This window comes from Arthrobacter sp. EPSL27 (assembly GCF_001512305.1).
Taxonomy (GTDB): domain Bacteria; phylum Actinomycetota; class Actinomycetes; order Actinomycetales; family Micrococcaceae; genus Arthrobacter.
In genome coordinates this window covers 297,300-312,634 of the sequence record NZ_LNUT01000005.1, presented here as the reverse complement: position 1 = coordinate 312,634, position 15,335 = coordinate 297,300, and the positions used below count along the sequence as shown (strand labels likewise).

15 protein-coding genes are annotated in these 15,335 nt (G+C 67.2%); 5 read left to right on the top strand and 10 right to left on the bottom strand.

Annotation, left to right across the window (positions count from 1 at the left end; translation table 11 throughout):
* Nucleotides 1–16 precede the first annotated feature (16 nt).
* Together AR539_RS12395 and AR539_RS12390 are read right to left on the bottom strand one after the other, a co-directional pair.
* A complete protein-coding gene (locus AR539_RS12395) occupies nt 17–754 on the bottom strand; it encodes a zinc ribbon domain-containing protein (protein WP_066437300.1) in 738 nt (245 codons plus the stop codon).
* Between the two features lie 87 nt (nt 755–841).
* Nucleotides 842–1,759 (bottom strand): Nif3-like dinuclear metal center hexameric protein, encoded by a 918-nt coding sequence (locus AR539_RS12390; protein WP_066437297.1) that lies wholly within the window; start codon nt 1,757–1,759, stop codon nt 842–844.
* 79 nt (nt 1,760–1,838) lie between these two features.
* Here AR539_RS12390 and msrA point away from each other — a divergent pair, with 79 nt between their 5' ends.
* The 3 genes from msrA (at nt 1,839) to epsC (ending at nt 3,990) form a co-directional block, all read left to right on the top strand.
* Nucleotides 1,839–2,363, top strand: coding sequence for a peptide-methionine (S)-S-oxide reductase MsrA (gene msrA / locus AR539_RS12385; RefSeq protein ID WP_066437294.1), 525 nt, complete (start codon nt 1,839–1,841; stop codon nt 2,361–2,363).
* 68 nt (nt 2,364–2,431) lie between these two features.
* A complete protein-coding gene (gene cysK / locus AR539_RS12380; protein ID WP_066437292.1) occupies nt 2,432–3,367 on the top strand; it encodes a cysteine synthase A in 936 nt (311 codons plus the stop codon).
* A 38-nt stretch (nt 3,368–3,405) separates the two neighbouring features.
* Nucleotides 3,406–3,990, top strand: a complete 585-nt coding sequence (epsC, locus tag AR539_RS12375) for a serine O-acetyltransferase EpsC (RefSeq protein ID WP_066437290.1) — start codon at nt 3,406–3,408, stop codon at nt 3,988–3,990.
* Nucleotides 3,991–4,014: 24 nt separating this feature from the next.
* Here the strand turns inward: epsC and AR539_RS12370 are convergent, their stop codons facing one another.
* A complete protein-coding gene (locus AR539_RS12370) occupies nt 4,015–4,848 on the bottom strand; it encodes an oxidoreductase (RefSeq protein WP_066437288.1) in 834 nt (277 codons plus the stop codon).
* Between the two features lie 122 nt (nt 4,849–4,970).
* Nucleotides 4,971–6,407 (bottom strand): NADP-dependent phosphogluconate dehydrogenase, encoded by a 1,437-nt coding sequence (gene gndA, locus AR539_RS12365; protein WP_066437286.1) that lies wholly within the window; start codon nt 6,405–6,407, stop codon nt 4,971–4,973.
* Nucleotides 6,408–6,646: 239 nt separating this feature from the next.
* Between gndA and AR539_RS12360 the strand changes: the two genes are divergently transcribed.
* A complete protein-coding gene (locus AR539_RS12360; protein WP_066437283.1) occupies nt 6,647–7,375 on the top strand; it encodes a FadR/GntR family transcriptional regulator in 729 nt (242 codons plus the stop codon).
* Nucleotides 7,376–7,433: 58 nt separating this feature from the next.
* Here the strand turns inward: AR539_RS12360 and AR539_RS12355 are convergent, their stop codons facing one another.
* Genes AR539_RS12355 through AR539_RS12345 form a run of 3 tightly spaced genes read right to left on the bottom strand, consistent with a single transcriptional unit; the run spans nt 7,434 to nt 10,221 of the window.
* On the bottom strand, nt 7,434–8,501 hold the full coding sequence (locus AR539_RS12355) for an L-idonate 5-dehydrogenase (protein WP_066437281.1): 1,068 nt from the start codon (nt 8,499–8,501) through the stop codon (nt 7,434–7,436).
* Entirely contained in the window at nt 8,501–9,271 is a 771-nt protein-coding gene (locus AR539_RS12350; protein WP_066437276.1) for an SDR family oxidoreductase, read from the bottom strand. The genes AR539_RS12355 and AR539_RS12350 overlap by 1 nt, the downstream gene beginning before the upstream one ends.
* Before the next feature lie 14 nt (nt 9,272–9,285).
* The gene (locus tag AR539_RS12345) at nt 9,286–10,221 is read right to left on the bottom strand and encodes an NAD(P)-dependent oxidoreductase (RefSeq protein ID WP_066437273.1); all 936 of its coding nucleotides are present in this window, start codon (nt 10,219–10,221) and stop codon (nt 9,286–9,288) included.
* A 78-nt stretch (nt 10,222–10,299) separates the two neighbouring features.
* On the opposite strand from AR539_RS12345, the gene AR539_RS12340 reads away from it, so the two are divergent.
* Entirely contained in the window at nt 10,300–11,364 is a 1,065-nt protein-coding gene (locus AR539_RS12340) for a D-2-hydroxyacid dehydrogenase (protein WP_066437269.1), read from the top strand.
* 474 nt (nt 11,365–11,838) lie between these two features.
* Here AR539_RS12340 and AR539_RS12335 read toward each other — a convergent pair whose 3' ends face one another.
* The 3 genes from AR539_RS12335 to AR539_RS12325 all read right to left on the bottom strand — a co-directional run bounded on the left by AR539_RS12335 (nt 11,839) and on the right by AR539_RS12325 (nt 15,173).
* Nucleotides 11,839–13,194 (bottom strand): MFS transporter, encoded by a 1,356-nt coding sequence (locus tag AR539_RS12335; RefSeq protein ID WP_066437267.1) that lies wholly within the window; start codon nt 13,192–13,194, stop codon nt 11,839–11,841.
* A gap of 160 nt (nt 13,195–13,354) precedes the next feature.
* Complete coding sequence (locus tag AR539_RS12330) at nt 13,355–14,152, bottom strand: IclR family transcriptional regulator (RefSeq protein ID WP_066437265.1); 798 nt, start codon at nt 14,150–14,152, stop codon at nt 13,355–13,357.
* Between the two features lie 190 nt (nt 14,153–14,342).
* The gene (locus tag AR539_RS12325) at nt 14,343–15,173 is read right to left on the bottom strand and encodes a fumarylacetoacetate hydrolase family protein (protein ID WP_066437262.1); all 831 of its coding nucleotides are present in this window, start codon (nt 15,171–15,173) and stop codon (nt 14,343–14,345) included.
* Nucleotides 15,174–15,335: the final 162 nt, after the last annotated feature.

Genomic DNA, 15,335 nt, shown 5'->3' with positions numbered 1-15,335 from the left:
CGCGGTCAGCAGGGTCCTAGGCCCATTCGGCGGAGCGGACCAGGATGCAGCCGGAGTCCGGGCAGAAGACAATGTCGTCCTCCGCTGCGGCCTTGATGTCGGCGAGGTCTCCCGGGCTCAGCTGCATGCCGGACCCCTCGGACGTTCCGTGGAAGAGGCGGGCCGCGCCGACCCCGCGCTTGGCAAGGGTCTTCTCGTAGATGGCCAGCAGTCCGGCGTCCAGGCCGTCGGCGAACTTGGCACGCTTGCCGCGCACCACGGTGGCCTCGGCGGCAATCTCGGCGAGCTTCTCGTCCAGCTCGGCACGGATGGCCCCGAAGGAGCCCTGGATGTCGTCTACGATCTGCTGCTGGGAAGCCTGGCGCAGGCGGAGGGAATCGAGCCGCTCCAGGACTTCCAGTTCCACGTCCTCAAGGTCGGAGCGGCGCTTGTTCAGGGAAACAAGGTCGCGCTGCAGGGCCACCAGGTCCTTGGACAGCCCGGTGCCGCTGTTGAGCCTGGCCTCGTCGCGTTCAATCCGGGAGGCCACCTGCTCGACGTCCGCTTCGGCGCGCTTGAGCTCGAGTTCGGCGTCGTGGACGGCCACCTTCGCGGCGCCCAGTTCGCCGTTGGCCACAGCAAGGGCGGCTTCGAGATCGGTGATGCGGGAGTCGCTTTCAAGGCTCCGGCGGCGGTTGAACAGGGATTTGAGCTTCGCATCAAGTCCCTGCAATTCGAGCAACTTCAACTGTTCCGCCGGTGCTGCCTTGGCCACTATTTACCTCCGCTTGTTCCCTGCCGGCCGAAGCCGGGCGCCTGCGCGGCGCTCCCTAGACTCTAGCGCGTAGCGTGCTCCCCAGGCTTAGCCCGGAGTCAGAATGAAGTCCCACGGGTCGCTGTTGGTGGTGCTGACCCGGATCTCGACGTCGTGGCCCTGGTCGCTCAGCACATTGCCCAGCGCCTCGGCGGCGGCCGGCAGCCACAGCCACTCGCTGGCGAAGTGTGAAACGTCGATCAGGTAGGGCCGGTCGTTGACCGCCGCCTCGCGGGCTTCCGACGCCGGATGGTGCCGGAGGTCCGCCGTCAGGAAAACGTCGGCGTTGCTCGCCCGGACCTCGCCGAGGAGTGAGTCCCCGGCGCCGCCGCACACCGCCACACGGCGCACCAGCCCGTCCCTGTCCCCCGAAACGCGCACGCCGCCGGCGACCGAAGGCAGGATGCCGAAGACGCGGGCGGCGAAGTCGCCCAGGGTGACGACGTCGTCGAGGTCACCCACCCGCCCGATGCCTTCTTCCGGCAGGCCGTTTGCCGCCTGGGTCAGCGGCTCGACGTTCTGCAGCCCCAGCGCGTCCGCCAGGACATCGGAGACGCCCCCGACGGCGGAATCCCCGTTGGTGTGCACGGTCAGCAGGCCCGTCCCCGACTCGATCAGCCGATGGATGGCCCGCCCCTTCGCGGTGGTCGCCGCGACCGACGTGACCCCCTTGAGCAGCAGCGGATGGTGGGTGATGAGCAGCTCGGCACCGAACTCGATGGCCTCCTCGATCACCTCGAGGGTGGGATCGACGGCGAAAAGGATCTTGCCCACCGGTGCGGACGGATGGCCGGCCACAAGGCCCACCTCGTCCCAGTCTTCAGCGAGGGATTCCGGCCACAGTTCCTCGACGGCCAGCAGGACGGTGCCCAGCGTGGGAGCCTCGGCAGCTTCCCCGGACCCGTTGCCGGCGGCATCGTTTTCTTCGGCCTGCGTGGCTGAAACGTCGGTGTTTTCAGGTTCCATACCCACATTTTTACCCTATCGACCGGGCTCCCCCGCAGACGCCGGGAATCATCGGGGCCCTTCAACCATTGAAGAGAGCATGAGAACTTTTGTCCTCGGCGGAGGCTGCTTCTGGTGCCTCGACGCCGTCTACCAGAAAACCAACGGTGTCAGCGAGGTCGTTTCGGGCTACACCGGAGGCCATGACCGCGACCCGGACTACTACTCCGTGTGCTCCGGAACCACAGGCCACGCCGAAGTTGTGGCCGTGACGTTCGATGAGGAGGTCATCCCCGCGGAGGTCATCCTGGACATGTTCTTCGCGCTGCACGACCCCACCACCCTCAACCGCCAGGGCTACGACGTCGGAACCCAGTACCGCTCCTCGATGTTCTACGAAACGACCGAGGAGAAGATCCTCTTTGAGGAGGCGATCGACCGGAACCAGGAGCTGTGGGCGCACCCGATCGTCACGGAGGTCAGCAGGCTTCCCGTGTTCCACCGGGCGGAGGAAATCCACCAGAACTACTTCGCCAAGTTCCCGGAGCAGGGCTACTGCCAGGTGATCATTAATCCGAAGCTGGCCAAGGCCAGGAAATATTACTCTGCATGGCTTAATGCTTAGCTAGGGTCCGAAAGCCCTCGTTAAGCTGACCTCAGCATTCCCTCTTCGACAGACAGGCGCAGACACCCATGGCACGGATCTATGACGATGTTACCCAGCTGGTCGGCGGAACCCCGCTGGTCCGGCTCAACCGGCTGAGCGAAGGACTGGACGCCACGGTGGCCGTCAAGCTGGAGTTCTACAACCCGGCCAACAGCGTCAAGGACCGCATCGGCGTCGCGATCATCGACGCCGCGGAGAAGTCCGGGGCCCTGAAGCCCGGCGGAACCATCGTCGAAGGCACCTCCGGCAACACCGGCATCGCCCTGGCCATGGTGGGCGCTGCCCGCGGCTACAAGGTCATCCTGACCATGCCGGAGACCATGTCCACCGAACGCCGGGTCATGCTGCGCGCCTACGGTGCCGAGATTGTGCTCACCCCGGGTTCCGAGGGCATGCGCGGCGCCGTCGAAAAGGCCCAGGAGATCGTCGCCAACACGGAGAACTCCATCTGGGCCCAGCAGTTCGCCAACGAGGCCAACCCCGAGGTCCACCGCCAGACGACGGCCGAGGAAGTCTGGGCCGACACGGACGGCAAGGTGGACATCTTCGTCGCCGGCGTCGGCACCGGCGGAACCGTGACCGGCGTCGGGCAGGTGCTCAAGGAGCGCAAGCCCGACGTGCAGATCATCGCCGTCGAGCCGAAGGACTCCGCCATCCTCAACGGCGGCGCACCGGGCCCGCACAAGATCCAGGGCCTCGGCGCCAACTTTGTCCCGCAGATCCTCGACACCAACATCTACGACGAGGTCATCGACGCCACCCTTGAGGACTCGGTCCGCGTGGCCCGCGACCTTGGCGTCAAGGAAGGCATCCTGGGCGGCATCTCCTCCGGCGCGATCGTGTGGGCTGCCCTGGAACTGGCCAAGCGCCCCGAGAACGCCGGTAAGCTGATTGTTGCTGTTGTGTGCGACTTCGGTGAGCGCTACATCTCCACCGTGCTGTACGACGACATCCGCGGCTGACACCCGGCCGTGCCCCAAGATTTCGTAGAAAGGTCTTTGTGAGCTTCTTCGCAAGACTGAAGGAAGACCTCGACGCCGCCCGGTCTCATGACCCGGCGGCTCGAGGTTCTTTTGAGAACTTCTTTGCCTACTCCGGCCTGCACGCGATCTGGCTGCACCGCCTGACGCACCGGATGTGGCAGAACCCGGCGCTGCGGTTCCCTGCACGGCTGGTCTCTCAGCTGGCCCGGTTCCTCACCGGGATCGAGATCCACCCCGGCGCCACGATCGGCCGCCGCTTCTTCATCGACCACGGCATGGGCGTGGTGATCGGCGAGACCGCCGAAATCGGCGAGGACGTCATGATCTACCACGGCGTCACCCTCGGCGGCCGCTCCCTGGCCAAGGTCAAGCGGCACCCCACCATCGAGGACCGCGTGGTGATCGGCGCGGGCGCCAAGATCCTCGGCCCCATCACCATCGGCCGGGACAGCGCCGTGGGCGCCAACGCCGTGGTGGTCAAGGACGCCCCGGCCGAATCAATCCTCACGGGCGTGCCCGCCACGTGGCGGCACCGGGACGCGCAGCGCGAGACCAAGGCCGCCGTCGATCCCGCTGAATACCTGATCGAATACCGGATCTGACCGACGCCTGACGTCCGGGCAGTCTTACGCGGGGAACCGCTTGTAGATGTTCCAGATGACGACGTCGAACACCCTGTCCGGCAGCACCCGCCGCAGCAGCAGGATGGCCCGGGCGCCCTTGCCCACGGGATAGCGGGTCTTGGGCTTCGGGGACGTCGCGGCGTGGACGATGGCGTCGGCAATGACCCCCGGGGGCGTCGACATCGTTGAGCCCACGGTGGACGCCAGCGCCGCCGCCACCACCTTTGCCTGGTCCATGTAAGGGCCGTGGCCGGATGTGGCGAGCAGGCTGTCGCCCGAGATGACGCCCCACTCCGATTCGGTCCCTGACGGCTCGATAATGCACACATCGACGCCGTGGGGCTTGAGTTCGAGGCGCAGTGAATCGCTGAGGCCCTCCACGGCGAACTTCGTGGCGTGGTACCAGGCGCCCAGCGGCTCATACATCTTCCCGCCGATCGAGGACACGTTGATGATCCTCCCCCGCCCCGCGGCCCGCATCCCGGGAACCACCAGCTGGGTCATCCGTGCCAGCCCGAAGACGTTGACGTCGAACTGCCGCCGCCCCTCGGCCAGCTCGACTTCCTCCAGCGAGCCGTAGGACCCGTAGCCGGCGTTGTTCACCAGCACGTCCACCCGGCCGTGGGCGGCGATGACCTGCCCGACGGCGGCGCTCATGGAATCCTCGTCGGTGACGTCCAGCTCCACGACCGTTACGCCGTGGGCCTTGAGCGGCTCCATCTTCTCCACCCGGCGGGCACCGGCGTACACGGTGAAGCCCCGGGCGGCGAGCTTCCAGGCGGCCTCAAAACCGATGCCGGTGGAGGCTCCGGTGACAAACGCTACGGGCTGGGTCATCTGCTGCACTCCTCGGACGGCGGCGTGGACGCGGGCATGGATTCCCGGGCGGTTCCCGGGGAAAACGAACGGCCGGTGCTCCCAGAGTAACGGGAGCACCGGCCGCGGCGTCAGGTGTGGACCTAGTGCGTGTCCACTGCCTCGATTTCGGACTTGTCCTCGCCCCAGAGGGTGTGAAAAGTGCCTTCAGCGTCGACACGGCCGTAGGTGTGCGCGCCGAAGAGGTCGCGCTGGCCCTGGATCACGGCGGCCGGAAGGCGCTTGCGGCGCAGGCCGTCGTAGTAGGCCAGCGAGGAGGAGAACACCGGCACCGGGATGCCGAGCTGGACGGCGGTCGAGACCACGCGGCGCCAGGCGGGGAGGACATCGGCGATCGCCTTGGTGAACGCCGGGGCGAAGAGCAGGTTGGCCGGCTTCTGGTCCGCGGCGTACGCCTTGGTGATTTCCTTGAGCAGCTCGGCGCGGATGATGCAGCCGCCACGCCACAGCGAGGCGATCTCGTCCAGCTTCAGGTCCCAGCCGTATTCCTTGGCGGCGGAGGTGAGCATGTCCAGCCCCTGCGCGTAGGAGACCAGCTTGGAGGCGTACAGCGCCTGGCGGACGTCCTCGACGAAGCTCTCGGGGATCTCGACGTCGGCTTCTTCACCGGCCAGCAGTTCCTGGGCCAGCTTGCGCTGCTCCGTCTGGGAGGACAGGGCGCGGGCAAAGACCGATTCGGCGATGCCCGACGTCGGGGAGCCCAGCTCGAGCGCGGAGATGACCGTCCAGCGGCCGGTGCCCTTCTGGCCTGCGGCGTCCACGACGACGTCGACGAACGGCTTGCCCGTCTTCGGGTCCACGTGGCCGAGGACCTCGGCGGAGATTTCGATCAGGAAGGAGGCGAGGTCGCCCTTGTTCCACTCTTCGAAGATCTTTGCCTGGTCCGCCGGTTCGATGCCCGCGCCGGAGCGCAGCAGGTCGAACGCTTCACCGATGACCTGCATGTCGGCGTATTCGATGCCGTTGTGGACCATCTTGACGAAGTGGCCGGCGCCGTCGGTGCCGATCCAGGCGCAGCAGGGCTGTCCGTCCACCTGGGCGGCGATCTTTTCCAGCAGCGGGCCGAGGGCGTCGTAGGACTCCTTGGAGCCGCCGGGCATGATGGACGGGCCGTTGAGCGCGCCTTCCTCGCCGCCGGAGACACCGATGCCGACGAAGTGCAGGTCCTTCTTGGCCAGCGCGGCTTCGCGGCGGCGGGTGTCCTCGTAGTGGGAGTTGCCGGCGTCGATGATGATGTCGCCGGGTTCGAGGAGCGGCTCGAGCTGTTCGATCACGGAGTCGACCGGCTTGCCGGCCTTGACCATGATGAGCACGCGGCGCGGCTTCTCCAGCGAGTCGACGAGCTCCTGCAGGGTTTCCGTGCGGACGAAGTCGCCGTCGTGGCCGTGCTTGGCCAGGAGCGCGTCGGTCTTCTCGACGGACCTGTTGTGCAGGGCAACGGTGAACCCGTTCCGGGCCAGGTTGCGGGCGAGGTTGGCCCCCATCACCGCAAGGCCGGTGACACCGATGTGTGCTGACATCAAAACTCCAATTCATTCTGTGCAACGAGTGCAATCCGTGCCGCGCGGAAGGCGGCACTCTCTTCTTTGGGATCAGTGGCTGTCAATAAACCATATGTATTTCCGCGGGCTGCGGGAAAGCAGTGCCCACGTGGCGGAATATGGCGCGTCACAAACAGTCTATGATTTCCGGCGCCCTCTGCGCCGCTCCGGGCCGGGGCGGCAGGTGGCGGACCGTGCGCCGCACTATGCTTACGACTATGTCAACCAGCCTCCACCACCGCGCGATTGAGCACCTCGGCACCCGCATTGTGACGGGCGAGCTCCCGGCCGGCCACATCATGCTGGCCGAGCACCTCGAAGAGGAACTCAAGGTGTCCCGTTCGGTGGTGCGTGAGGCGGTGCGCGTCCTGCAGTCGCTGGGCCTGGTGGAAACCACCAAACGGGTGGGCATCCGGGTGCTGCCCGCCAGCCGCTGGAACCCCTTCGACCCGCAGGTGATCCGCTGGCGCCTCGCCGGCGTCGGGCGCGGCGCGCAGCTGCGCTCCCTCGCCGAGCTGCGCACCGCCGTCGAGCCCGTGGCCGCCGAACTGGCCGCCGCCAACGCCCCCGAGGAGATCCGCCGCGAGCTGGTGGAGGTCTCGCACGCAATGCGCGACGCCGGGAAGGCCGGGGATGTGCCGCGGTTCCTCGAGCTGGACATCCAGTTCCACTCCCTGCTGCTGACCGGCTCCGGGAACGAGATGTTCGCCAACCTGGTGGGCCAGGTGGCCGAGACGCTGACCGGACGCACTGTGCATGGCCTCATGCCGGACCACCCGAACGACACGGCCCTGCAGTGGCACGGGGACGTGGCCGAGGCTATTGCCGCCGGGAACCCGGCAGGGGCCCGCGAGGCCTCGGAGCGGATCATGCGGCAGACCATCTCGGAGATGGAACCCGAATGGCAGGACCAGCCGAGGGTGTTCGTCCCGGTCCCCCGGCCGTAGCCTTCCCTGACCCGGGCCGGTCCCGGTCCTGGTGCCCGGGTCCTGGTGCCCGGTCCGGTCACGCTCCGGCGTCCGGGCGGAAGTCCAGCAGCACCTTCCCGGAAGCTGCGGAGTTCCGCGCCACGTCGAAGGCCTCCAGTCCGTCGTCCAGCGGGAACGTGTGGGTGACCACGGGGTCGACGAACAGCGTCCCGTCGGCGAGTGCCGCAATGACATCGTCGATTTCGTCGTTGAAGCGGAAGGATCCCAGCAGTTCCAGTTCGCGGGTGATGGCGAGCGAGATCAGCACGGGCTGCGGCCCGGACGGCAGCAAGCCCACCATCACCACCTTGCCGCCGCGCACCGCCCCCTTCATCGCGGAGGCCAGACCGTGGTGGCTGCCGGAGGATTCGATCACCACGTCCGCGGCGACCGCCTCGATGGCCTCCGTTTCGTCGCCCCTGAGGACCCGGTCGGCGCCCACGGCGCGGGCTATCTCCAGCGGCTTGGCGTGCATGTCCACAGCCACGATCCGCCGTGCGCCGGCCCGTTTGAGGACCGCCACGGCCAGCGCGCCGATGGGGCCGCTGCCGATCACCAGGGCGGTCTTGCCTTTTACTTCCCCGGCACGTGAGACAGCATGCCAGGCGACGGCCGCGGGTTCCACCAGCGCCGCGGTCCGCAGCCCGAGGTGGTCCGGCAGGGCGCGGAGCATCCGGGCGGGCAGGGCGGTGTACCGGCTGAAGGCCCCGTCGGTGTGGGGGAAGCGCGCCGCGCTGCCGAGGTACGTGCACCCCGGCGAAAGGTTGGGCCGGTCCTCCGGGTAGGGGACGGAGCCCGGGCCGGGTGTGGCGGGATGGACGGCCACCCGGGTTCCGGCCGCGGGCCCGGTGCCGTCCGCGGCGGACTGGAGTACGGTCCCCACAATTTCGTGGCCGAGGATCATCGGTGCTTTGAGAACGGATTCGCCCGCGGCGCCGTGCAGCCAGTAGTGCAGGTCGGAGCCGCAGATGCCGCCGAAAGCCACCTCAATCACTGCCTCGTCGGACGCCGGGGCGGCGAGGGGGATGTCTTCGATGCGGAGGTCGCCGGCGGCATGGGCCACCACGGCGGGCGCGGTGGACGGGAGGAGCGCTGCGCCGGGCATCAGACCACCACCGTCATTCCGCCGTCGATGAAGATGGTCTGCCCGTTGACGAAATTCGAGCCGTCGGACGCGAGCCAGACGGCCGGGCCAGCCAGGTCCTGCACTGTCCCCCAGCGGTGGGCCGGGGTGCGGCCCAGGATCCAGGCGTTGAACTGTTCGTCGTCCACCAGGTTCTGGGTCATTTCGGTGTGGATGTAGCCCGGAGCGATGCCGTTGATCTGCAGCCCGGAACCTGCCCATTCGGCCGTCATGGCCCGGGTCAGGTTCCGCAGGCCGCCCTTGGCCGCGACGTAGGGTGCGATGGTGGGGCGGGCCAGGTCCGTCTGGACGGAGCAGATGTTGATGATCTTGCCCCTGCCGCGCGGGATCATGCGCCGGGCGGCCTCACGCCCCACGAGGAAGGCGCTGGTCAGGTCGGTGGCAATGACGCGTTCCCAGTCGACGACGTCGAGCTCCAGCATGGGAACCCGGTGCTGGATGCCGGCGTTGTTGACCAGGATCTCCAGCGGCCCGATAGTGTCTTCCACCCAGGCGATGCCCCGTGCCGCCTCGGTGTCGCTGGTGACGTCGAACGCGCAGCTGGCGATCCGGCCGGGCGGGTAGTCGGCGGCCATGGCTGCCTCGGCGGCCTTCAGCCGTTCGGGGTTGATGCCGTTGAGCACCACCGTTGCCCCGGCGTCGGCCAGGGCGCGGGCAAGGGCGTTGCCTATCCCCCGGCTGGAGCCGGTCACCAGCGCGGTCCGGCCGGTCAGGTCAAAAAGTCCACTCATTCGTTTGCTGGTCCTTACTTGGTGTTGGCTGTGATGGCGGCTGCCGTGCCGCCGCTGGAGCTGTGACTGAGGTTGGCGATGGCCTGCCGCACCACGGCAAGGTCCCGGTCCCCCAGCCCCTGGCGCGTCAGTTCCGCGTAGAGGTCCACTCCGGCGGCGGCCATGGGCACCGCGGCGTCGACGGCGCGGGCGCTTTCGAGCACAAAGGACAGGTCCTTGTGCATGAACTTGGCCGGGCCCGTCGGCTCGTAATCCTTGGCGGCGAGCCGCGGCCCCACGATCTCGAGGACCCGGCTACCGGCCAGGCCGCCGGCAAGGACCCCGTAGAGGGCGTCAACGTCCATGCCGGAACGTTCGGCGAGTTCAGCGGCCTCGGCGAGCGCCGCCGTCGTGGTCCCGACGATCAGCTGGTTGCACGCCTTGGCCAGCGAGCCGGAGCCCAGCGGACCCAGCCGCCGGACGGTGCTGCCCATGGCGCTGAACAGCGGCAGGAGCCGCTGGAAGTCCTCCTCAGAGGAGCCCGCCATGATGGCCAGGGTCCCGGCAACGGCGCCTGCGGTGCCGCCGCTGACGGGCGCATCGACGACGACGGCGTTGCCGCCGCTGGCCCGGTCCACCCGCGCCCCGAACTCCTTCACCGCAGCGGGCGAGACGCTGCTCATGACCACCACGAACGTTCCGGCGGCGGGAGGATTGCGGGACCATGCGGCCAGAAGCGGCGCGGCAGCGTCCTCGATGTAGGACAGGTCCGGCAGCATAAAGATGATGACCGGCAAGTCGCGGAGTTCCTCGACCTGGGCCACGCGGGCCCCGCCGAGGGCTTCAAACTTCTCCAGCGCCTCCGCCGAGCGGTTCCAGGCGCGGACAGCCCAGCCCGCGGCGAGGAGGTTGCCGGCCATGGGCGCCCCCATCAGGCCCAGGCCCACAAAGCCGGCTTCCTTCCGGTCCATATCCATTCCGCCTCACTCCGTTGTGGTTTGTGCCAGTGAATTTCAGCAATCCGTTCAATATCCTAGCCCCCATTCAGTATGATGAACACTATGACGACTCAAACCACCGTCGCGATCGCCGTCCCGCTCGAAGCAGAGCTTGTGGAGCGTATTCGCGCCGTAGATCCCTCCGTTACCGTCCTCTACGAACCGGACCTTTTGCCGCCGGAGCGCTACCCCGCCGACCACGCCGGTGACCCCGCGTTCCGCCGGACGCCGGAACAGGAGCAGCGGTACTGGGACATGCTCAACAAGGCCCAGGTGCTGTACGGCTTCCCGAACGAGAGCCCCGCGGGCCTCGCCAAGATCGCCGGCAGCAGCGCACACCTGGAGTGGATCCACGCCATGGCCGCCGGAGCCGGCGGTGCCGTGAAGGCATCCGGGCTGGACGCTCAGGCGCTGCAGAAGTTCAAGGTAACCACCTCGGCCGGCGTCCACGCCCTGCCCCTCGCCGAATTCGCGGCCCTCGGGATCCTGAACGGCTTCAAGCGCAGCGCCGAACTGGCCCAGGACCAGGCGGCCCGGAACTGGCCCGAAATCCGCACCCCCACGCGCCTGGTCAACGGCTCCCACCTCGTAGTCACCGGACTGGGCGAGATCGGCGTCGAGACGGCACGGATCGCCCGCGCCCTCGGCATGACCGTCAGCGGAACCAAGCGGACGGTGGAACCCCTCGACGGGATCCAGGAGGTCACGGACAACCACGGCCTTCCGGGCCTGCTCGCCACGGCGGACGCGGTAGTGAATACCCTTCCGGGCACGCCGTCCACCGAAAAGCTCTTCAACCGCGACGTGTTCTCGGCCATGAAGCCGGGAACGGTGTTCGTCAACGTGGGCCGCGGCACCGTGGTGGACGAGGAAGCGCTGCTGGAGGCACTCGGGAACGGCCAGGTGTCCTATGCCTGCCTCGACGTTTTCGCCGTGGAACCGCTGCCGGCGGACAGCCCGCTGTGGAGCCACCCGAAGGTCATGGTGTCGCCGCACACCTCGGCCCTCAGCGCGGCGGAGAACCGCCTGATCGCGGAGCGCTTCTGCAGCAACCTGCGCACGTTCCTCGACGGCGGCGAACTCCCCCACCTCGTGGACACGGTCCACTTCTACTAGGCCCGCCTCACCCCGGGCCCGCGGCCCAGGCGCTGCGGACAATGGATCGGCCCCTCCGGCTTCGGAGGGGCCGATTTTTTCGTAGGTGGGCCGCGGGAGGAGTAGCCCCGCGCCGCGCTACCAACGACCCCCTACGTGCCGGGCGACGCGCCTCATGCCCAGCGCTGCTCGTGAGGCGCGGCGACCCGCTTCATGCCCGGCGACGCGATTCGTGCCCAGCGCGCCGGTACTCCCGCGTCGCACGGACCTTGCCGCGTCACCAGGCACTTTGCGCGTCGCCACACCCCATCACAGCCCGCGACCACCGCCATGCGCTGCTGCTCCCGCCCCGCACCTCGCACCCAGACCCGCACCCGCTCATCACGACACCCCGGCACATCCCGAAACGCCTCGGTACGACAAAGGCCGTGGCCCCCTCCAGGTCGGAAGGGGCCACGGCCTTGCCCGCGGTCCGCGGACTGACGTGCCAGGCGGCTAGCTGGCGTCCTCGGTGAGGAGGAGGTCGCGTCCCACCGTCTCGGGCGTGAAGAACGTCGTGACGAAGGAGATCAGCGCGAGCACCAGCGAGTAGATGGCAAGCACCAGCCAGGAGTGGTCGGTCACCGCCAGGAGCGCCGCACCCACCAGCGGAACGAGCCCGCCGGCCATCACGGCAGAGATCTCGCGGCTCATGGCCACGCCGGTGAAGCGGTACCGCGACCCAAAGAGTTCGGGCAGGAGCGGGCACTGCGGGCCGAGCATGGACTGAACACCAAGGGCGATGCCCACAACCATCACGACCCACACCAGGGTGACGTTGCCCAGTGTCACGAGGTAGAACGCCGGCAAAGCGATGAGAGCCTGGAACAGCGCTCCGTAGCGGTAGACCGGGACCCGGCCGAACCGGTCAGACAGCGCACCGAAGGTCACGACCATGACGGCGGCAAAACCGGCTGCAATCAGCAGGCCCACCGGACCAATGAACTTGTCCCCCGGGAACACCCCATCCTTGGCTGCCAGGAAGGCGATGAGGAGGGCCGAGTAGATGGAAGAGTTGCCGTTCTCACCCATGCGCAGGCCGATGCCGATCAGAGTGTTCTTCTTGGAGTGCTTCCAGAGCTGGCCAATGGGGTTCTTGGCGACGTTCTTGTGCTTCTCGAGTTCCTGGAAAACAGGGGTTTCCTTCAGCCGCAGCCGGATGAAAATGGCCACCGCGATCAGGAGCACGCTGGCCAGGAACGGCACCCGCCAGAGCCAGCCTTCGAGCGTGGCCTTGTCCGCCATGGCAATGAGCGCAAAGGTACCGGCACCGAGCAGTGTGCCCAGCTGGATGCCGACGAAGGGAAGTGCTGCGAAGAATCCGCGACGGCGGCGCGGCGCAACTTCGGAAATCAGCGTGGTGGCGCCGGCCTGCTCTGCGCCTGCCCCCAGGCCCTGAATGATGCGCAGGGTGACCAGAAGGACGGCTCCCACCATTCCCGCCTGTTCAAAGGTGGGCAGCAGGCCTATGGCGAAACTGGCCGTACCCATCAGGCCGATGGTCAGGATGAGGACCATCTTGCGGCCGAACTTGTCACCGACGTAGCCGAAGAGCATCCCGCCAAAGGGACGGGCCGCGAATCCGACGCCGTAGGTGGCGAAGGAGGCGATCAGTGCGCCGTCGTCGCCGAGCGGCTTGAAGAACAGCGGGCCGAAGATCAGGGCCGATGCCAGGCCATAAATGTAAAAGTCGTAGTACTCCAGTGCCGAACCGACGGAGCTGGCAAGAGTTGCCCTCCGCAGCTGGTCCGGTTCGACGACGGCGCCGTCAGCTTCAGCAAGCTGTGTAGTGGTACTGGTAGACACAAGCACTCCCTCAAGGACACTCCAGACCCCCGTTGGCCTGGTGGGGTGTGAACAACCCCGGAGGGATGATCACCATGTTGAACAGAGTACAACATAGTGATCAACGCGCCAATGTGTCATCTGATTTATTTTTGATCCCGACGCCGGCCGGGCGAATGTGTCCTCTTTAGCCCATGGGATTGCCCAGGGACCGGGCCAGCTCCTTGAGTTCTTTGACCATCTGCGCGCCCTGCTCTTCTGAATAGGTGGCTTTCAGGGCGGTGACGGACAGACCCAGGCTCGGCCCGTGGGCACCCCGCGTGGGCACAGACACGGCAAGGCAGACGACGCCCGTTGTTGATTCCTCGTCCTCGAAGGCGTAACCCTGTTCCCGGATGACCTCAAGCTGCGCCTTGAGTTCGGCGCCGGTCCGCAGCGACTTCGGCGTCAGGACGGGCAGCTCGGCGTCGTCGGGGAACATCTCCGCGATGTCGTGGTCGTGCAGTCGCGCGATCAGGGCCTTGCCCACGGCGCAGAGGGACACCGGCATCTTGTCGCCGATGTTTGATGTAAGGCGCACAGCGGGGTGGCCCTCATAGCGGGCAAGGTAAATGACGTTTGTTCCGTCCAGCATGGCGATGCGGACGGTTTCGCCGGACAGCGTTGGCGCCTGCTCGCAGAACCGGTAGAACTCCTGGACCTCATCGAGGCGGCTGAGATAGGCCGCGCCGAGCTCTACCAATTTGCGTCCCAGTGTGAACTCCGCACCTTGGCGGTTGATCAGCCGGGCTTCCTCAAGCGCAAGGAGGAGATTCGACGTCGACGATTTGGGGATGCCCAGCTCGCGTGCGAGATCGCTGAGCGTCAGGCGCCCGGTCGCGGACGCAGCCAGTGCCTCCAGCACGGCAGCCGCACGGGTGACGGCCGGCGCGGGCGATGCGCTCCCCAGCCCATCGGAGGTTCGGGAAACTCGGGAATCGGCCATGATTCTCCTTCGGATATCGCGTGTGGGTCGCAGGCGCCAGCAGTGTTGTCCATTCAGCTGAACAGTAACCATCATAATGTCTGGCGCAGGTGAGCTCCCACACCCGACGGCGGCTTGCCCGGGTGGTTCCCTGAGCACGGCGACACCGGCCCGGGAGCCGGCCTTCGGCGGGAGCCGAACCGGGCAGGTGCTAGACCCCAGCGACAACCGGATTCGTGAGCTCCCCGACGCCTCCAATCCTGCAGGTGACGGTGTCTCCCGGAACGATGCGGGCGCACTCGGCCGGGAAGCCGGTGAGCACCAGGTCGCCGGGGTGAAGGGTCATAAACGACGTCAGGTAGACCAGGATTTCGTCCACGCCCCAGCCAAGATCGGCCGTGCTGGCCGGCTTTAGGTCCACGCCGTTGTGTGTGATGCCGATGGCCAGGCCGCCGGCATCGAGCCCGGTGACGATCCATGGACCCGCCGGCGTGAAGGTGTCCTGGCTTTTGGCGCTGATCCAGAGCTGGTCGGTTTTCTGCAGATCCCGGGCAGAGACGTCATTTCCGATGGTGTAACCGAGGATCGCGGTGTGCGCGTTTTCGAGAGTGAGACCCCGAACCTTCCTCCCAATGACAACTGTCAGTTCCGCTTCCGGCTCAACATGCCCGACCGCCGGTCCAAGTTCTATGGCGTCGCCCGGACCCACCACGCTGGTTGCTGCCTTGTGGAAGGCCTGGGGCGGGAGGTCGCGGCCTGCCTGACCCGTGTTGTGGGCCATCCCCAGGACGTTGGCCGGTGTACTGGGCGCCAGGAAAGTGAAGGTGCCTTGTCCAACCGTGACGCCCGGCTCCCAGCCAAGGCGGGGTGCGCCGCCGGCGTTGGCCGGCGAACCCGGAAGCGGCGAACCGATTACGGTCCACACCAGACCGGCCGCGCTTCCGAAGTCCGGGGCGTCGTTGGCGACGAAGTGGTACTCACCCTCCGACGTGGCGTCCAAGGGGCGGACCCGGGCAATCCGGCGGGGAGGTGTGGCGGTCATCCACACATCCTAGGTCGGGAAGTCAGCCAGCCTTGCACAGAAGGGCTGGCATTACGTCGCAAAGAGGCTGACGATTACGCCATCGAATAGGCATTTTTGCAGCCCAGAAACGCCCTCGTCCCGTTTCTCATTTCCCAATCTTCACGGTATATTCATATTCAA